At 60.5% G+C, this 18,812-nt stretch carries 17 protein-coding genes; 9 read left to right on the top strand and 8 right to left on the bottom strand.

The genetic code is table 11. The annotated features are described in order from the left end of the window. The 5 genes from DOCECA_RS24590 to fdhA all read left to right on the top strand — a co-directional run bounded on the left by DOCECA_RS24590 (position 1) and on the right by fdhA (position 6,618). Entirely contained in the window at positions 1 to 330 is a 330-nt protein-coding gene (locus DOCECA_RS24590; protein ID WP_434561923.1) for a sarcosine oxidase subunit delta, read from the top strand. Continuing rightward, positions 327 to 3,344 carry a sarcosine oxidase subunit alpha gene (locus DOCECA_RS24595; RefSeq protein WP_420764935.1) on the top strand — a complete coding sequence of 1,006 codons (3,018 nt, stop codon included), beginning with the start codon at positions 327 to 329 and terminating at the stop codon, positions 3,342 to 3,344. Before DOCECA_RS24590 ends, DOCECA_RS24595 begins: the two co-directional genes overlap by 4 nt. Before the next feature lie 146 nt (positions 3,345 to 3,490). After that, positions 3,491 to 4,123 (top strand): sarcosine oxidase subunit gamma, encoded by a 633-nt coding sequence (locus DOCECA_RS24600; protein WP_445571217.1) that lies wholly within the window; start codon positions 3,491 to 3,493, stop codon positions 4,121 to 4,123. Positions 4,124 to 4,334: 211 nt separating this feature from the next. Further along, positions 4,335 to 5,192: a formyltetrahydrofolate deformylase gene (gene purU / locus DOCECA_RS24605; RefSeq protein ID WP_420764933.1), complete on the top strand. Its 858-nt coding sequence runs from the start codon at positions 4,335 to 4,337 to the stop codon at positions 5,190 to 5,192. A gap of 226 nt (positions 5,193 to 5,418) precedes the next feature. Beyond that, entirely contained in the window at positions 5,419 to 6,618 is a 1,200-nt protein-coding gene (gene fdhA / locus DOCECA_RS24610; protein WP_434649827.1) for a formaldehyde dehydrogenase, glutathione-independent, read from the top strand. 45 nt (positions 6,619 to 6,663) lie between these two features. On the opposite strand, the gene DOCECA_RS24615 is transcribed toward fdhA, so the two are convergent. The 4 genes from DOCECA_RS24615 to DOCECA_RS24630 form a co-directional block, all read right to left on the bottom strand. Then, positions 6,664 to 7,239 carry a hypothetical protein gene (locus DOCECA_RS24615; protein WP_445571218.1) on the bottom strand — a complete coding sequence of 192 codons (576 nt, stop codon included), beginning with the start codon at positions 7,237 to 7,239 and terminating at the stop codon, positions 6,664 to 6,666. A 98-nt stretch (positions 7,240 to 7,337) separates the two neighbouring features. Then, on the bottom strand, positions 7,338 to 7,766 hold the full coding sequence (locus tag DOCECA_RS24620) for a DUF3757 domain-containing protein (protein WP_445571219.1): 429 nt from the start codon (positions 7,764 to 7,766) through the stop codon (positions 7,338 to 7,340). A gap of 311 nt (positions 7,767 to 8,077) precedes the next feature. Then, complete coding sequence (locus tag DOCECA_RS24625; protein ID WP_434609140.1) at positions 8,078 to 8,452, bottom strand: hypothetical protein; 375 nt, start codon at positions 8,450 to 8,452, stop codon at positions 8,078 to 8,080. A 154-nt stretch (positions 8,453 to 8,606) separates the two neighbouring features. Continuing rightward, positions 8,607 to 9,500: an acyltransferase gene (locus tag DOCECA_RS24630; RefSeq protein ID WP_434609142.1), complete on the bottom strand. Its 894-nt coding sequence runs from the start codon at positions 9,498 to 9,500 to the stop codon at positions 8,607 to 8,609. Positions 9,501 to 9,689: 189 nt separating this feature from the next. Between DOCECA_RS24630 and rloA2 the strand changes: the two genes are divergently transcribed. The 4 genes from rloA2 (at position 9,690) to creD (ending at position 13,862) form a co-directional block, all read left to right on the top strand. Then, the gene (gene rloA2 / locus DOCECA_RS24635; protein ID WP_420764927.1) at positions 9,690 to 10,196 is read left to right on the top strand and encodes a retropepsin-like aspartic peptidase RloA2; all 507 of its coding nucleotides are present in this window, start codon (positions 9,690 to 9,692) and stop codon (positions 10,194 to 10,196) included. A gap of 69 nt (positions 10,197 to 10,265) precedes the next feature. After that, positions 10,266 to 10,946, top strand: a complete 681-nt coding sequence (creB, locus tag DOCECA_RS24640; RefSeq protein WP_420764926.1) for a two-component system response regulator CreB — start codon at positions 10,266 to 10,268, stop codon at positions 10,944 to 10,946. After that, the gene (creC, locus tag DOCECA_RS24645; protein ID WP_434649835.1) at positions 10,946 to 12,364 is read left to right on the top strand and encodes a two-component system sensor histidine kinase CreC; all 1,419 of its coding nucleotides are present in this window, start codon (positions 10,946 to 10,948) and stop codon (positions 12,362 to 12,364) included. The genes creB and creC overlap by 1 nt, the downstream gene beginning before the upstream one ends. Positions 12,365 to 12,488: 124 nt before the next feature. Beyond that, positions 12,489 to 13,862 carry a cell envelope integrity protein CreD gene (gene creD / locus DOCECA_RS24650; RefSeq protein ID WP_420764924.1) on the top strand — a complete coding sequence of 458 codons (1,374 nt, stop codon included), beginning with the start codon at positions 12,489 to 12,491 and terminating at the stop codon, positions 13,860 to 13,862. A 179-nt stretch (positions 13,863 to 14,041) separates the two neighbouring features. Here creD and DOCECA_RS24655 read toward each other — a convergent pair whose 3' ends face one another. From DOCECA_RS24655 to DOCECA_RS24670, 4 genes are all read right to left on the bottom strand, one after another. Further along, positions 14,042 to 14,671 carry a glutathione S-transferase gene (locus DOCECA_RS24655; protein WP_434561937.1) on the bottom strand — a complete coding sequence of 210 codons (630 nt, stop codon included), beginning with the start codon at positions 14,669 to 14,671 and terminating at the stop codon, positions 14,042 to 14,044. A 98-nt stretch (positions 14,672 to 14,769) separates the two neighbouring features. After that, positions 14,770 to 14,949 (bottom strand): hypothetical protein, encoded by a 180-nt coding sequence (locus tag DOCECA_RS24660; protein WP_420764922.1) that lies wholly within the window; start codon positions 14,947 to 14,949, stop codon positions 14,770 to 14,772. Beyond that, complete coding sequence (locus tag DOCECA_RS24665; RefSeq protein ID WP_445571220.1) at positions 14,946 to 16,076, bottom strand: PepSY-associated TM helix domain-containing protein; 1,131 nt, start codon at positions 16,074 to 16,076, stop codon at positions 14,946 to 14,948. Before DOCECA_RS24665 ends, DOCECA_RS24660 begins: the two co-directional genes overlap by 4 nt. Positions 16,077 to 16,324: 248 nt before the next feature. Further along, a complete protein-coding gene (locus tag DOCECA_RS24670; RefSeq protein WP_445571221.1) occupies positions 16,325 to 18,751 on the bottom strand; it encodes a TonB-dependent siderophore receptor in 2,427 nt (808 codons plus the stop codon). Positions 18,752 to 18,812 lie beyond the last annotated feature (61 nt).

The raw sequence follows: 18,812 nt of genomic DNA on the forward strand, positions 1-18,812 counted from the left end.
ATGTTGCACATCTTCTGTCCTCACTGCGGCGAACTGCGCTCCGAAGAGGAATTCCATGCATCCGGCCAGGCGCATATCCCGCGTCCACTGGACCCGAACGCCTGCACCGACGAGGAGTGGGGCGACTACATGTTCTTCCGCGACAACCCTCGCGGCCTGCATCACGAGTTGTGGATCCATGCCGCCGGTTGCCGCCAGTACTTCAACGCGACCCGTGACACCGTGACCTACGAAATTCTCGAAACCTACAAGATCGGTCAAAAGCCGCAATTCACCGACAAGGCTGACAGTCCGAAAGCGGCCGCGCAGGCTCTGGGAGAGAAGGTATGAGCCAGATCAATCGCCTGTCCAACGGCGGACGGATCGACCGTAACAAAGTGCTGAGCTTCACCTTCAACGGCCAGACCTACAAAGGCTTCGAGGGCGACTCCCTGGCCGCCGCGCTGCTGGCCAACGGGGTCGACATCATCGGTCGCAGCTTCAAGTATTCCCGTCCGCGCGGCATTTTCGCCGCCGGCGCCGAAGAGCCGAACGCGGTGCTGCAGATCGGTGCCACCGAAGCCACCCAGATTCCGAACGTAAGGGCAACGCAACAAGCGCTGTACCAAGGCCTGGTCGCCACCAGCACCAACGGCTGGCCGAACGTGAACAACGACATGATGGGGATCCTCGGCAAGGTCGGCGGCAAGCTGATGCCGCCGGGCTTCTACTACAAAACCTTCATGTACCCGCAATCGTTCTGGATGACCTACGAAAAGTACATCCGCAAGGCCGCAGGGTTGGGTCGCTCGCCGACCGAGAACGATCCGGACACCTACGACTACATGAACCGTCACTGCGACGTGTTGATCGTCGGCGCCGGCCCTGCTGGTCTGGCCGCCGCACTGGCCGCGGCCCGCAGCGGTGCGCGCGTGATCCTGGCTGACGAGCAGGAAGAGTTCGGTGGCAGCCTGCTCGATTCCCGCGAGAGTCTGGACGGCAAGCCGGCGACCGAGTGGGTCGCTGCCGCGGTGGCTGAACTGCGCTCGATGCCGGAAGTGGTGTTGCTGCCTCGCGCCACGGTGAACGGCTACCACGACCATAACTTCCTGACCATCCATGAGCGCCTCACCGATCACCTGGGTGATCGCGCTCCGATCGGCCAGGTTCGCCAGCGCATCAACCGGGTCCGCGCCAAGCGCGTGGTGCTGGCGACCGGCGCCTGCGAGCGGCCATTGGTCTACGGCAACAACGACGTGCCGGGCAACATGCTGGCTGGCGCGGTTTCTACTTACATCCGCCGCTACGGCGTGGCGCCGGGCAAGAAACTGGTCCTGAGCACCAACAATGACCACGCCTATCGCGTGGCCCTGGACTGGTTCGACGCCGGCCTGCAAGTGGTAGCCGTGGCCGATGCCCGCAGCAACCCACGTGGCGCACTGGTGGAAGAAGCCCGCGCCAAGGGCATCCGCATCCTTACCGGCAGCGCCGTGATCGAAGCCCGTGGCAGCAAGCGCGTCACCGGGGCACGGGTTGCCGCGATCGATGTGCGCGCCCATACAGTCACCAGCCCCGGCGAATGGCTGGACTGCGACCTGGTGGCGAGCTCCGGCGGCTACAGCCCGGTGGTCCACCTGGCTTCGCACCTGGGCGGCAAGCCGATCTGGCGTGAAGACATCCTCGGTTTCGTACCGGGCGAAGCTCCGCAGAAACGGGTGTGCGTCGGCGGTGTAAATGGCGTGTACAGCCTCGGCGATAGCTTGGCCGACGGTTTCGAAGGCGGCGTGCGCGCGGCCAGCGAAGCGGGTTTCAAGGCAGTGGAGGGCGTGTTGCCCAAAGCCCTGAGCCGTCACGAAGAACCGACCCTGGCGCTGTTCCAGGTGCCCCACGAAAAAACCACCGCTCGGGCGCCGAAGCAATTCGTCGACCTGCAAAACGACGTCACCGCCGCCGCCATCGAACTCGCCACCCGCGAAGGCTTCGAGTCGGTGGAACACGTCAAGCGTTACACCGCCCTGGGCTTCGGCACTGACCAAGGCAAGCTGGGCAACGTCAACGGCCTGGCCATCGCGGCCCGTTCGCTGAACGTGAGCATCCCGCAGATGGGCACCACCATGTTCCGTCCGAACTACACGCCGGTGACTTTCGGCGCGGTGGCCGGCCGTCACTGCGGGCACATTTTCGAGCCGGTGCGCTTCACCGCGCTGCATGCCTGGCATGTAAAAAACGGTGCCGAGTTCGAAGACGTCGGCCAATGGAAGCGCCCTTGGTACTTCCCTAAGAACGGCGAAGACATGCACGCCGCAGTCAAGCGCGAATGCAAGGCCGTGCGCGACAGCGTCGGCCTGCTGGACGCCTCGACCCTGGGCAAGATCGATATCCAGGGCCCGGATGCCCGTGAGTTCCTCAACCGCATCTACACCAATGCCTGGACCAAGCTCGACGTGGGCAAGGCCCGCTACGGCCTGATGTGCAAGGAAGACGGCATGGTCTTCGACGACGGCGTGACAGCCTGTCTGGCGGACAACCATTTCCTGATGACCACCACCACTGGCGGCGCGGCTCGTGTGCTGCAATGGCTGGAGATCTACCAGCAGACCGAATGGCCGGACTTGAAGGTGTACTTCACCTCGGTCACCGACCACTGGGCAACCATGACCCTGTCGGGGCCCAACAGCCGCAAGCTGCTGAGCGAAGTCACCGACATCGACCTGGACAAGGACGGCTTCCCGTTCATGACCTGGAAGGAAGGCCTGGTGGGCGGCGTGCCGGCGCGGGTGTTCCGTATCTCGTTCACCGGTGAGCTGTCATACGAGATCAACGTGCAGGCCGACTACGCCATGGGTGTGCTCGAGCAGATCGTCGAGGCCGGCAAGAAATACAACCTGACCCCGTACGGCACCGAGACCATGCACGTCTTGCGGGCTGAGAAAGGCTTCATCATCGTCGGTCAGGACACCGACGGTTCGATGACCCCGGACGACCTGAACATGGGCTGGTGCGTCGGCCGCACCAAGCCGTTCTCTTGGATCGGCTGGCGCGGGATGAATCGCGAAGATTGCGTGCGCGAAAATCGCAAGCAACTGGTGGGGCTCAAGCCGATCGACCCGAATGTCTGGCTGCCGGAAGGCGCCCAGCTGGTGTTCAACCCCAAGCAGGCGATCCCGATGTCGATGGTCGGCCACGTCACCTCCAGCTATGCGCATAACTCTCTGGGTTATTCGTTTGCGATGGGTGTGGTCAAGGGTGGCTTGAAGCGCCTGGGCGAGCGGGTGTTCGCGCCATTGGCCGACGGCCGGGTGATCGAGGCAGAGATCGTTTCTTCGGTGTTCTTCGATCCGAAGGGGGATCGGCAGAACATCTGATTGGCTTGAGATCCTGTGGGGCGCAATCGCGAGCAAGCTCGCTCCCACAGTTGATCGCGTAACCCTTGTGGGAGCGAGCTTGCTCGCGATGACGGCCTGAAGGTCGCCACAAGGTTGGCTCAATAGTATTCAGACAGGTGCTCCATATGACCGCAGTCAACGTGTATCAACAACGCCCAACCACCGGGGCCAAGGCCGAGTCGTCGCTGCACCATGCCGACCTCGCAAGCCAGGTGGGCAAGGGTCGCAAGAACGCCGGCGTGACCGTGCGCGAGAAAAAACTCCTGGGCCACCTGACCATTCGTGGCGACGGCCATGACCCAGCGTTCGCCGCTGGCGTGCATAAGGCCCTGGGCCTGGAATTGCCGGCCGCGCTGACCGTCGTCATCAAGGGCGAAACCAGCCTGCAATGGCTCGGCCCGGATGAGTGGCTGCTGGTGGTGCCCACCGGCGAGGAATTCGCCGCCGAGCAAAAGCTGCGTGAAGCCCTCGGCGACCTGCACATCCAGATCGTCAATGTCAGCGGCGGCCAGCAGATCCTCGAACTGTCCGGCCCGAACGTGCGCGACGTGCTGATGAAATCCACCAGCTACGATGTACACCCAAGCAATTTCCCGGTGGGCAAAGCCGTGGGCACGGTGTTCGCCAAGTCGCAACTGGTGATCCGCCATACGGCTGAAGACACCTGGGAACTGTTGATCCGCCGCAGCTTCTCCGACTACTGGTGGCTGTGGTTGCAGGATGCCGCGGCGGAGTATGGGTTGAGCGTGCAGGCCTGATACACAGAGGCTAAAGCTGAACACTGTTGTGGCGAGGGGATTTATCCCCGCTGGGCTGCGAAGCAGCCCCAAAAGCTTGATGTGATCAACCTGACACTCTGAAGTAGCAGGTCTAGGGGCTGCTCCGCAGCCCAGCGGGGATAAATCCCCTCGCCACAGGGGTTCTGTGCTTAGCGGGGGGATTTGTCCATAACAAACAGGAGTCACCGCAATGAGCCGCGCCCCAGACACATGGATCCTGACTGCCGATTGCCCCAGCGTGCTCGGCACGGTGGACGCGGTGACCCGCTTTCTGTTCGAGCAGGGCTGCTACGTCACCGAACACCACTCGTTCGACGACCGACTCTCGGCGCGCTTCTTCATTCGCGTGGAGTTTCGCCAGCCTGACGGTTTCGATGAGCAGAGTTTCCGCGCCGGCCTGGCCGAGCGTGCCGAAGCCTTTGGCATGGTCTTCGAACTGACCCCGCCCAACTATCGACCCAAAGTGGTGATCATGGTCTCCAAGGCCGATCACTGCCTCAACGACTTGCTCTACCGCCAGCGCATCGGCCAGTTGTCGATGGACGTAGTGGCCGTGGTGTCCAACCACCCAGACCTCAAGCCGTTGGCCGACTGGCACCAGATTCCCTACTACCATTTCCCCCTTGACCCGAACGACAAACCGGCCCAGGAGCGGCAGGTGTGGCAGGTGATCGAAGACACCGGCGCCGAACTGGTGATCCTCGCCCGCTACATGCAAGTGCTGTCGCCAGAGTTGTGCCGCAAGCTTGATGGCAAGGCGATCAACATCCATCACTCGTTGCTGCCGGGGTTCAAGGGTGCCAAGCCGTATCACCAGGCCTACAACAAAGGCGTGAAGCTGGTGGGCGCCACGGCGCATTACATCAACAACGATCTGGACGAAGGGCCGATCATTGCCCAAGGCGTGGAAGTGGTGGACCACAGCCACTACCCCGAAGATTTGATTGCCAAGGGCAGGGATATCGAAGGGCTCACCTTGGCCCGGGCGGTGGGGTATCACATTGAGCGAAGGGTGTTCTTGAACGCCAATCGCACGGTTGTTCTTTAGACCGTCATCGCGAGCAAGCTCGCTCCCACAGGATCTGTGTAGGCCTGCAGATTCTGGACGCACCAACAGTCCATTGTGGGAGCGAGCTTGCTCGCGATAGGGCCTTTACTGACAACACCAAAACAAGCACCGAACACAGAAACAAGCCACAAGCACCAACCCGAGCAATCAACGCGCTGCCTGCCTGGGCAGCGCAGTTTCATAAAAACAACAGCGAGGTGAAAGCATGTCCGGTAATCGTGGTGTCGTGTATCTCGGCAACGGCAAGGTCGAAGTACAGAAAATCGACTATCCCAAAATGCAGGACCCGCGCGGCAGGAAGATCGAGCACGGCGTCATCCTGCGCGTAGTCTCCACCAACATCTGCGGCTCCGACCAACATATGGTGCGCGGTCGTACCACCGCCCAGACCGGGCTGGTCCTGGGCCATGAGATCACCGGTGAAGTGATCGAGAAGGGCAGCGACGTCGAGAACCTGAAAATCGGCGACCTGGTGTCGGTACCGTTCAACGTGGCTTGCGGGCGCTGCCGTTCCTGCAAGGAAATGCACACCGGCGTCTGCCTGACCGTCAACCCGGCCCGTGCCGGCGGTGCCTACGGTTACGTCGACATGGGCGACTGGACCGGCGGCCAAGCCGAATACGTGCTGGTGCCGTACGCCGATTTCAACCTGCTGAAGCTGCCGGATCGTGACAAGGCCATGGGGAAAATCCGTGACCTGACCTGCCTGTCCGACATCCTGCCCACCGGCTACCACGGCGCCGTCACCGCCGGCGTTGGCCCAGGCAGCACCGTCTACATTGCCGGTGCCGGTCCGGTTGGCCTGGCGGCCGCTGCGTCCGCTCGCCTGTTGGGCGCGGCCGTGGTCATCATCGGCGACGTGAATCCGGTCCGCCTGGCCCACGCCAAGGCCCAGGGCTTCGAAATTGCCGACCTGTCCCAGGACACTCCGCTGCATGAGCAGATCGCCGCGCTGCTGGGCGAGCCTGAAGTCGACTGCGCGGTCGACGCTGTAGGCTTCGAAGCTCGCGGCCATGGCCATGACGGCGTCAAGCACGAAGCCCCGGCCACCGTGCTCAACTCATTGATGGGCGTGGTCCGCGTCGCTGGCAAGATCGGCATCCCCGGCCTGTACGTCACCGAAGACCCGGGCGCGGTCGATGCCGCAGCGAAAATGGGCAGCCTGAGCATCCGCTTCGGCTTGGGCTGGGCTAAATCCCACAGCTTCCACACCGGCCAGACCCCGGTGATGAAATACAATCGCCAACTGATGCAGGCGATCATGTGGGACCGTATCAACATTGCCGAAATCGTGGGTGTGCAGGTCATCAGCCTGGACGACGCGCCGAAGGGGTATGGCGAGTTCGATGCGGGCGTGCCGAAGAAGTTTGTGATCGATCCGCACAAGTTGTTCAGCGCGGCGTAAGGTTGTAGGCAAGACGGAAAAAGGGCGGCAGTGGTGTCGCCCTTTTTATTCAGGACCCTGCGGTGTCAGGACCCGTTCGCAGAATTCGGGATAAAATCCCCGGGCACTGGGGCCACGGCAATATTCCTGGGCCCGGGTCAAGGCCTCGCGACTGTACACCATGCTTTGCGGCATGCTGGCAAAGGTCACGTAGCCGCCCTGTTGCGTCTTGATGGCGTCAAAACCCGGCATGTCGTAGACCAGTTCCACATCATCATCGACAAGCATCCGCGCCTTGATCGTGACGTGTGTGTATTGCTTGGCGCCGGGCGCGTTATTGAGTGCGGCCAGGCCATGCCCAACCACGCGCAACATTTGCTCCACCCACGGTTCTGATGCCTGCGTGGCAGCGTCTGGACGGTAGAGGATGGTCAAGGATTGCTGGTTGCGTATGACTTCGGTAAGGGCCGGGTCCGAGCGTTTGATGCGATGTTCAACCGTCAGCCATGCCTTCTGCTCGTCACTGAGGTTGTCGGCAAGATCCGGATTCAAAGGGCCACGCTGGCATTCATTGACGCCCAGGACAATCAGCATGCCGGTCAGGATGACGGCGAGGGTGGCGCCACCGATTTGTACATTCATGAGCAAGCTCTGGTAAGAAGATGCCGCACTTTACGGTAACCCCAGCGGGAATGGCAGAGCAGGTTTGGAGTAGCGAAACTCGGACTACGTACCTGACCTTAATCAAAGCTGACTTGAAAATAATCGGCATTGATGAGTTGGCACTCGTTAACATCCTGGCTTTTACAGTTATTGTTTATCCACGGCGAAAAGGTGGGTTCTTGAACGTGCGGGTATTGCATGACCAGATTCATATCGCCATATCGGCATGTGATGGTGGTACGAATGGCAAGTTCTTCTTCGTCCTCGCTCTCTTCGTGCTGTACATATTCCGCGCCTTCGAATAACAGTTTTCTCGGGTTGACCAAATCCACGAGGTTTTCGCTCCGCCATTCGAACTCATCGTGCCCTTCGACAAAATAAACATCTTCTACCGCCTCGATGTTTCTGTGTATGTCCGTGGCCGCGGGGCAGGTTATTTCGCCAGCGTTAACCTGGCCAATAACCCACAGCAATACCCCCACGCCGCCGGCTCGTATCTTAAACATGTCGCGCCTCCTGGCTCGGCCCATGGCTATTCTTACGGCTGTTTCCAGGTCGGGCTACTGTCAGAGTTGACAGTCCTTTATGTCAATCCGTAATTATGTATAGATATATATCGGCTCACTGCTCTAGCGTGAGATAAATACAAAAGAAATTGGAAGTTTCGGAGTTTGCTGTAGGAAGTTTCTCTGTTATGTAGAAACTTGTGAGCGATAGAAAAGCTATTCTTCAGCGGCGGCCAGCCTGGCTTTCCCGCAGTGCGGCTGGCGCAGGTGTCTGATGAAGGTGGCGACCTCGAAAATCCGCCACGAACTCATCAAAATCTGAGACTGAAATAATCGCTGCTGTTCCGAAATTGGCAAGCACGGGTGCCGAGGCTTGTGCAATGACCGTTCAATCCCGGTGTAAGGTAGTCAAGGGTAAGTTTCGTCTCGCAGTGCTGGTAAATCACGCTGACCTGTTGATATTCGTCTGGTTCCTGGATCGCGAATTCCGCTTCGTCAAATTGTAGTGACGCAGGGTTGAGCTCTTGCACGATGGTTTGGCTCTGCCAGTCAGGAGCATCCTGGATATTGACAGTTGCAGTGTCGTCCTGGAGTTGTGTCAAGGCCGGACAAGAAGCTTCTCCAGCCTGAACATGGCCGATTATCAGCAGCATCATTCCCGCGCCGCCTCCAATGAAATATCGCATGTGCATGTCTCCAATTTAATTCTCGGCGACATCGTTACGGCTGTGTCCGGTGAGGGCTACTGTCAACCCTGACAGTTTTTTATCTCGATTTGGAACTACCCATGGCGTGATCTGATTTTTTCGCGATAAACCTCAATTCTCAGCTTAGAAGGTGTTACCCAAGCCGGCCTTCGCTGCGCAGCGCAGCAATACGCCGATCTTTTTCGGCCCACAGCAAGTTGACCCAGTCCTGGACGTGCTGGCGAAACACGGGGTCGTTCTCGTAATCGCCCTGCCATAGCGTCGGGTCCAGTTCGCGGGTCTGGATGTCGATGATGACCTTGGGCACCGCCCCGCTGATCAAGTCCCAAAAACCTGGAATCCGCTCTTGCGGGTAGACCACTGTAACGTCCAGCACCGCGTCCAGTTGCTCGCCCATCGCCGCCAGCACGAATGCCACCCCGCCGGCCTTGGGCTTGAGCAGGTGAGCGAAGGGCGATTGCTGCGCCTGGCTTTTGGCCGTTGTGTAACGCGTGCCTTCAAGGTAGTTCACCACAGTGACCGGTTGGCGCTTGAACAGCTCACAGGCGGCCTTGGTGATTTCCAGATCGCGACCAGCCAGTTCCGGGTTCTTCGCCAGGAAGGCCTTGGTGTAGCGTTTCATGAAGGGGTAATCCAGCGCCCACCAGGCCAAGCCAAGGAAGGGCACCCAGATCAGTTCCTTCTTGAGGAAAAACTTGAAAAAAGGCGTGCGCCGGTTGAGGGCCTGGACCAGAGCGGGGATGTCCACCCAGGATTGGTGGTTGCTGATCACCAAGTAGGAGGTGTCGCCGCGCAGGCCTTCGCCACCGCGAATGTCCCAGCGAGTGGGGATGCACAGGGCAAAGATCAGTTTGTCGATTTCGGCCCAGGTCTCGGCGATCCACATGACCGCCAACGAGGCGTAGTCGCGAAAACGCCCGGGCAGGACCAGTTTCAAGAGCGCAAACACCATGAGCGGTCCGAACAGCACCAAGGTGTTGAGCAGCAGCAACAGGGTGACGAGACAGCCGGTGAGCAGGCGGCGCATAGATGACTCTTGCAAACGGGTGGGCGGGCCATGATAAGCAGCTTCGAGCGACAGGCCAAATCGCGATGTACGAATGTTTCACCTTTTGATCGATAGGCTGGATTTCCCGTAGCCATCCCTGTCGAAGTTAACCGAACGAATTCACGGACCACGGTCTAAAATCCCACTCCCACAATGGAAGCCTCCTACATGAAATCCGTTCTAGCCCTGCTTTCCCTGGTGGCCCTTCCAGTACTGGCCGCCGAACCCACCTTGTACGGGCGCTATGAATACATAGCGCTGCCGGAAATGGGCGGCGAAGTGCTCAAGGCGAAAATGGACACCGGTGCGCTGACCGCTTCGCTGTCGGCCAAGGACATCGAGACGTTTACCCGTGACGGCGATGATTGGGTACGGTTTCGCCTGGCAACCAAAGATGCGAGCAACAAGATCTATGAGCATAAGATTGCCCGCATCAGCAAGATCAAGACCCGTTCAGAAGAGGACGAGGACGACGATGAAAAGATCGCCCCGAGTAAACGTCCGGTGGTGGAACTGGAAATGTGCCTGGGTAACGTCAAGCGCACCGTCGAGGTCAACCTGACCGACCGCAGCAGCTTCAACTACCCGCTACTGATCGGCGCCAAGGCCTTGCGCGAATTCAAAGCGGCGGTCAACCCGGCACGGCGGTTTACAGCGGATAAACCGGACTGTTGATTTGCGCGATTGACGTGCCCCGAGGCTTGGGGCACCGTTCCGGCAACTTTCCTGTCGGGCTCGGACGCCATGCCTCATATTCTGATTGTCGAAGACGAAGCCGCCATTGCCGATACGCTGGTGTTTGCCCTGCAGGGCGAAGGCTTTGACACCACTTGGCTGAGCCTTGGCGCAGCTGCCCTCGAGCACCAGAAAAACACGCCGGCGGACCTGATCATTCTCGATGTAGGCCTGCCGGATATCAGTGGTTTTGAGACGTGTAAGAATCTCAGACGTTTCAGCGACGTCCCGGTCATCTTTCTTACAGCTCGGGACGGCGAGATTGATCGGGTGGTGGGCTTGGAGATTGGTGCTGACGACTACGTGGTCAAACCCTTCAGCCCTCGGGAAGTGGCCGCCAGGGTCCGCGCCATCCTCAAGCGAGTGGCGCCGCGACCGATCGCCGAAACGGGGACAGCGTTGTTCCAGGTCGACCCTGATCGCGTGCAGATCAACTATCGCGGCAAACCGCTGAACCTCACGCGCCACGAGTTTCGCTTGTTGCACTGTTTGCTGGACCAGCCCGAACGGGTCTTCAGCCGCGAACAGTTGCTCGATGCCCTGGGCGTGGCCAGCGACGCCGGTTACGAGCGCACGATCGACAGTCATATCAAGAGCCTACGTGCCAAACTGCGCCTGGTCCGGGCCGAGGCCGAGCCGATCCAGACTCATCGGGGGCTCGGCTACAGCTACAGCCCGGGGCACAGCTGATGTCACTGGGCATTCGTATCTTCCTTGCCTATGTGTTGTTTATTGGCTTGGCCGGGTATTTCGTGCTCAACACGGTCATGGAGGAAATCCGCCCCGGTGTGCGCCAGTCCACCGAGGAAACCCTGGTGGACACGGCCAACCTGATGGCTGAGATCCTGCGGGACGATTTCAAGGCCGGAACGCTTAGCCAGAACCGCTGGCCGCAACTGCTCAAATCCTATGGTGAGCGCCAGCCGGCCGCGACAATCTGGGGGCTGCCGAAAAACCAGGTCAGCCACCGCATCTACGTCACCGACGCCAACGGCATCGTGGTGCTCGATTCCAGCGGCGCGGCAGTGGGGCAGGACTATTCGCGCTGGAACGACGTCTACCTGACGTTGCGCGGTCACTATGGCGCCCGTTCGACCCGCAGCGATCCGGATGACCCGGCGTCTTCGGTGATGCACGTCGGGGCGCCGATCCGTGACAACGGCCGGATCATAGGCGTGGTGACGGTGGCCAAGCCCAATAGCTCCTTGCAGCCTTACGTCGACCGCACGGAACGGCGTTTGCTCGCCTACGGCGCCGGTCTGATCGGCCTTGGCCTGTTGCTCGGCGCCTTGCTGTCGTGGTGGCTCAGCGCGGCATTGCGGCGCTTGACGGCTTATGCCCAGGCGGTCAGCCAGGGCCGTCGGGTGGAGGTGCCGCACTATCGCGGCGGCGAGTTCGAACAATTGGCGGGGGCGGTGGAGCATATGCGCACCCAGCTTGAAGGCAAGGCGTATGTCGAGCGATACGTACATACCCTGACCCATGAACTCAAGAGTCCGCTGGCGGCGATTCGCGGCGCCGCCGAGCTGCTGCAGAGCGACATGCCGGCCGCCCAGCACCAGCGTTTCGTCAGCAACATCGACAGCGAAAGCGTGCGGATGCAGCAGTTGATCGAGCGTTTGCTCAACCTGGCCCAGGTCGAGCAGCGGCAAGGCCTGGAGGAAGTGGTAGCGGTGCCGGTGACGGCGTTGATGGATGAGTTGTTGCAAGCGCGTGGCGGCTGGATCGAAAGTCGCCAGTTAAAGATCGAGCAGCACATCGCTGCCGACCTGGCGCTGACCGGGGAGCCTTTTCTGTTGCGCCAGGCGTTGGGCAATCTGCTGGAAAATGCCCTGGACTTCACGCCTGTCGCGGGCCTGCTACGGCTCAGCGCCGAGCGTATCGGCAGCGCGGTCGAGATCCGCCTGTTCAACCAGGCCGAGCCAATTCCCGACTATGCGCTGCCCCGTTTGAGCGAACGTTTCTACTCCTTGCCTCGCCCGGACAGCGGCCGCAAGAGCACTGGCCTGGGGCTGAACTTCGTTGAGGAGGTGGTGCAGTTGCATGGCGGGGCGTTCAGCATAGGCAATGTCGAGGGAGGGGTGGAAGTGCTGCTGCGGTTGCCCTGAACCACTGTTGCTGATTTCCCACAGGTTCCCGGTCGCGATTCTCCACACAATCTCCACATTCGCCCCATAAACCCCCCACACGGCCACGCCAGACTCTCCCTCATTCGAACAGGGAGAGCCTCACATGAACCGCAGTCTCGCTATAAAACTGGGCATGATTGCCCTCTTGATCCTCTTGCTGATGATTCCGTTGTTGATGATCAGCGGCCTTATCGATGAGCGCCAAGAGCTGCGCGACGGGGTGCTGCAGGACATCGCCCGCAGTTCCAGCCACAGCCAGCAACTGATCGGGCCGATGATCGTCGTGCCGTTTCGCAAGGACGTGAAAGTCTGGAATACCAACGAAAAGACGGGCGTGCGTTTCCTGGAGACCGTCGAACGAAGTGGTGAGTTGTACTTTTTGCCGGAGCAATTCGAACTCGACGGCCAGGTGCGCACCGAAACCCGCGCCCGGGGTATCTACGAGGCGCGCTTGTTTCACGCTGACAATCGGATCGATGGGCGCTTCAAAGTGCCGGAGCGTTATGGCGTCGCCGCGAAGGATTTCGCCGACTATCGCTTTGACGAGCCGTACCTGAGCGTCGGTATCAGCGACATTCGCGGCATCGAGAATGCCTTGACCCTGACGTTGAACCAGCAGACCGTCGACTTCCTTCCCGGCTCGCGGCTTGGCTGGCTTGGGCAAGGCGTGCATGTACCGCTGCCCATGATCACCGCCCAAGGCAGCCCCGAGCTGACCTTCGGTTTCGACCTGCGCCTGCAAGGTACCGGTGAATTGCAGATCCTGCCGGTGGGCAAGTCCACCAAGGTGCACCTCTCCGCCGACTGGCCGCACCCCAGCTTTATCGGCAACTACCTGCCGGTCGATCGCGAGGTCAACGAGCAGGGCTTCAGTGCCGATTGGCAGACCTCGTTTTTCTCCACCAACCTCTTGGAAACATTGCAGGCATGCGAGCCCAGCGATGGCTGCGAAGCATTCCGCAGCCGTGCATTCGGCGTGAGTTTCGTCGATCCGGTGGACCAATACCTCAAGAGCGATCGGGCGATCAAATACGCGCTGCTGTTCATTGCGCTGACGTTCGCCGGGTTCTTCCTCTTCGAAGTGCTCAAGAGCCTGGCGGTGCACCCGGTCCAATACGCACTGGTGGGCGTGGCCCTGGCCTTCTTCTATCTATTGCTGTTGTCGCTTTCGGAACACATAGGCTTCACCCTGGCGTACCTGGTCTCGGCCAGTGCCTGCGTGGTGTTGATCGGCTTTTATGTCTGCCATGTGCTGCGCAGCGTCAGCCACGGCCTGGGTTTTTCAGCCGGGTTGGCGGGGTTGTACGGTTTGCTCTATGGGTTGCTAAGCGCTGAAGACTACGCGCTGTTGATGGGCTCGCTGCTGCTGTTCGGCCTGCTCGGTGTGTTCATGGTGTTGACCCGCAAGTTGGACTGGTACGGCGTGGGCGCGAAGCCTGTTGCGGCGATGAGCTTCGATCTGGGAGAGGTGAAATGAGTCGGTCGCTGGGGTTGCGGGAGGATCAGTGGTTGGGAGAGCTGCTGGTGAAGCGAATTGCTGGGTTGTTTCCGATGGATCCGGAGCGCGGCCTTCGCGAGCAGGCTCGCTCCCAAAGGGACCACACGATCAATGGGGGGCGAGCCTGCTGGCGAAAAAGTCGTGATATTCAGTAAAAATTAAACCCTGGGCACCGTCTCGAGCATCGAAGGCCGCAAGCTCACCTCGGCAAACCACGCCGCCAGCTGGGGATTGGACTTGCGCCATTCCAGGTCCGGATGGCGCAGGTCCAGGTAACCCAGGGCGCAGGCGACGCTGATGGAGGCGATGTCGAAATGACAGGCCAGTTCGGCAATCGCCTCGGCTTCGAGCAGGGCCACGGCACGGCGAATCTTGTCCCGTTGCGCATCGAGCCATTCGGCCCAGTGTTTTTCCGTGGGGCGCAGCGCGGTCTCGTAGCGGATCATCACCGCCGCGTCCATGATCCCGTCGGCCAGGGAGGCCAAGGTCAAGCGCCGCCAGCGGGCCGCGCCCTCGCGGGGGATCAGCGGGTTGCCGACATGCTGGTGATCGAGGTAATCAAGGATGACGCGGCTGTCGTGGATCACCGTCCCGTTGGCCAGGCGCAGGGCCGGGATCTTGCTCAACGGGTTTTCTTCGATCAGCGCCCGGTCGGGCTTGACCGGCGTGAGTTGACTCAACTGCAACGCCACACGGTCCTGCTGGCCGGTTTCGTGCAGCAGCACCAGCACCTTGCGGACGAAGGGGGACGCGGGGTTGTGGAACAAGGTCATGCTGGGGCTGGACATGCAGAGATCCTCGATGGGGCGGGCTGGGGCTTAGCCTAGACAGTTGCACGGCGGCTGGCGAGTATCGATTGCTCCCACAAGTTTATTGCGCGCTGGAATTATCGGCGCTTGAACAAACCCCAGGTCCCCAGCACCGTCGGTACGCCCAAGCCCACCCAACTCACCGCATCCCACGCGCCATCGCCCAACAATGCTGAAAACAGCCCCGCCGCGCTCAAAGCGCCGATGACCACGGGGATACCAAACACCTTCCAGAAATTAGACTGCCGAGGCCTCACGCTTCGACCTCCGCGCCGACGATTGCGCGCTTGGCGGTCTTGCGCCGAACCACCCACAGATAAACACCACTGCCCAGGACGATGATGGTCAGGATGTCCAGGGTCGCCCAGAAGATCTGCATTGGCCGGCCACCGTAGTCGCCGAAATGCAAGGGCAGGGACAGGCTCATCATGTCCATGTACCAGGGCCGTTCGGCCACGGCGGTGACGTCCAGGGTGCTGGCGTCGATCAGTACAGGCGTCAGCAGATGAGAGGTCAGGTGAGCGCTGCCTTTCATGAACACGCTGTAATGGTGCTCGCTGGAAAACAGCGTGCCGGGGAAGGCGATGAAGCTCGGCTCCATGCCGGGAGCGACATCCTTGGCAATGTCCAGCAAGCGGGTTGCCGGGGCCAGCTCGGTCAATGGTGGCGCGTTGCGATAGGGCTCGACCATGGCGCTGAGGCTATCGTTGCGCCATGCGGCAATGATCAGGTCGGCGCAGGCGGCGATCACGCCAGTCACGCCGACGGTCAGCGCCCAGACCAGGGTGACCACACCGATCAGGTTGTGCAGGTCGAGCCAGCGCAGGCGCGTGGATTTGTCCTGGCGCACCGTGGCGAACTTCAAGCGGCGCATGAATGGCAAATACAGCACCACGCCGGAGACGATGGCGATCACGAACAGCAAACCCATGAGCGCCAGCAGCAACTTGCCCGGCAAACCGGCGAACATGTCCACGTGCAGGCGCAGCATGACCATCATGAAACCGCCGTTGGCCGAGGGCATTTCCAGGGCTTCGCCCGTGCGTGCATCGAGCATGAACGTGTGGGAGGAGTTGGGTTCGGTGCCCGGCGTCGGCGCCATGATGGTGATGATGCCGTTGGGGTCGTCCTCGTCCCAGCCAAAATACTGGACCACCTCGCCCGGACGATGGGCCTTGGCTTTTTCCACCAGTTGTTGCAGGTCCAGCGGCGGCGTGCCGGCCGGCATCTCCCGCAGCTCTGGCGCATCGCCCAACAGGTGCTCGATCTCATGATGGAAAATCAACGGCAACCCGGTGATTGCCAACATCAGCAGGAACACCGTGCAGATCAGGCTGGTCCAGGTGTGGACGAAGGACCAGCGGCGGATGGTTTTGCTTTTCATGATCGATCCGAATGCTGAAGGGCGACGATGCTTGAGGTCGTTCAGCCAACCGTGAAACCTACGGGAGCCAGCTTGTGTGGGAGCGAGCTTGCTCGCGAAAGCGAAGTGTCAGTCAAGATCAACGCAGCTGACTCACCGCCATCGCGAGCAAGCTCGCTCCCACAAAGACTCGTCCCACAGGCATTTCATCTGACTGATTGAGCTCAGTTGCAGGTGCCCTCAAAGAGGTTTGCGCAAATGCTAACCGTTTACCATTTGTAATTCACGCTGGCGACGACGTTGCGTTGGTCGCCGTAGTAGCAATAGAAACCATCGCAGGTGGACAGGTAGTCCTTGTTGAAGATGTTTTTCGCGTCCACTGCCACCGTGACGCCCTTGAGCGTCTTGTTCAAACGGCCCAGGTCGTAGTGGGCCGAGGCGTCGTACACCGTGTAGGAGCCGACGTGACCCCAATCGGTGTTGGTGGTGTTGCCATAGGTGTCGCCGACATAACGCACGCCAGCCCCCACGCCGAACCCGTCCAGAGGGCCGTTATGCCAGGTGTAGTCGGCCCATGCGGTGGCCTGGTTACGCGGTACCTGGGCCATGCGCTTGCCTTCTTCGGCCGCGGCGCCCTTAGTGATTTCGCTGTCGTTGTAGGTGTAGGAACCGACCAGTTTCAGATTGTCGGTGACGTCGCCGGACGCTTCCAGTTCCAGGCCACGCACGCGGACCTCGCCCACTTGCCGGGTGATGTTGTTCTCCGAGACGGAGTTGTTTTGCTGAGTCAGGTCGAACACCGCGGCGGTCAACAGGGTTTTGGTACCCGGTGGCTGATATTTGATGCCGACTTCGTACTGCTCGCCTTCAGTTGGTTTGAACGAGTCGGTGCTGTTGACGGCTGAGCCCGCCACGGCCTGGAACGACTGGGCGAAGGAAACGTACGGTGTCACGCCGTTATCGAACACATAGCTCAATGCGGCGTTGCCGCTGAATTTCTTGTCGCGCTGGGTGTTGGTCGCGTCGTTCTGGTTGTGGAAAACGGTGCCGGTGTGAATCCAGTCCTCACGGCCGCCGAGGGTCAGGCGCCAGTTGTCCAGAGCGATCTGGTCTTGGATGTACAGGCCAGTCTGGTGGGTTTTTTGGTTGTAGTCATACATGGTCAAGTACTGGACGGCGGAAAAATCCTGTCCGTAGATCGGGTTGTGAATATTACTGTCGGGGACGCCATTGGTACCCCATAGCCATTTTGAGTTTGCGTTGGAGCGCTGGTGATCCAGGCCCAGCAGTAAGGTGTGGCTCAGCGCCCCAGTCTGGAAGTCGGCCTGGAAATTATTATCAACGGCGAACTGACTGATGTCTTCGTTGACGATACCGGCGCTGCGCTTGACTGTCCCGTCGGGGCTCACTGCCTGATCAGGTGGGAACGTCCCCGCCGAAATTCCCTGAAATTCCAGATCGCTCTTGGTATAGCGCAGATTCTGGCGGAACTGCCAGGTGTCGTTCAGGCGATGCTCGAAGTTGTAGCCCAGCGCATAGTAGGTGCGATCGTAGAACTCCCAGTCCGGATCACCCAGGTTCTTGTGATGGGAAATCTTGCCCGCCGGCGAGGCCAGTTTTGTGCCTTGCAGCGGCAGGAATTGCCCAGTGATACCGGTGTCATCGCGGGTGTATTGCGACAGGAAGGTCAGGCGAGTGTCGTCGTTGATATTCCACGTCAGGCTTGGAGCAATGTTGTAGCGTTTGTCCGGGATGTGGTCGACCTGGGAGTTGCTGTCGCGCACCGTGCCGCTGAGTCGGTACAGGAACTGGCCTTCGTCATCGACTTTGCCAGTGCTGTCGAAGTTGATCTGCTTGTGCTCGTAGCTGCCGGCCTGCAATTGGACTTCATTGCTGCTTTCAGCCTGTGGGCGGCGGCTGACCATGTCGAGCATGCCGCCGGGGGGCGTCTGGCCGTAGACCGAGGAAGCAGGGCCGCGAAGCACTGCGATGCGCTCAAGGTTCCAGGGTTCGATTTTCGTCGTGATGTAGTTGCCCTTGGGCAGCGGCAGGCCATCGAGGAATTGCGTTGGCACGAAACCGCGCACCAATAGCCAATCGTTACGCGAGTCCGAACCGTAGCCGCTGCTCTGCACGCCGGCGGTGTAGCGCAGCGCGTCATTGAGATTGAGGACGGAGCGGTCTTCCATCTGCTGGCGCGTGACCACCGAGACCGAGCGTGGCAGCTCGACTATCGGGGTATCGGTCTTGGTGCCGGCGGCGGTGCGGGTCACAGCGTAGCCCTCGCTAGGCCCCCACGCCGTTTCGCTGATTCCCGCGCCGATCACGCTGGTTTCCGGCAGCACCATGACGCCTTCGGGCACGGCCACCAGGCTGTAAGTGCCGGCGCTGCTTTGTTCCAGTTGCAGGCCGGTACCGCGCAAGGCCTCGCGCAAGGCGCCGGTGGCGTCGAATTGGCCTTGAACCGGGGCCGAGGTCTTGCCCGACGCCAATGACGGGTTCAGGCTCAAGGCGAGACCGGCCTGGCTGGCGATCTGATTCAGGGTGCTGGCCAATGGCGCCGCGGGCAGATTGTAGGCACGAACGCCAGATGCCTGTTCGGCGGCGAGCAACGGGCCGCAGGCCAACGGGGTGCTCAAGGCAATGGCAACGGCCAATAGACTGGGGCGCAACAGGGTCTCAAACGGACGGGACATACGGCGGCTCCTGAATGGAAATATTTCTCAATTGCCTGTGTGCCGGATGAAAGTCGAAAAG

The organism is Pseudomonas sp. E102 (genome assembly GCF_052660185.1).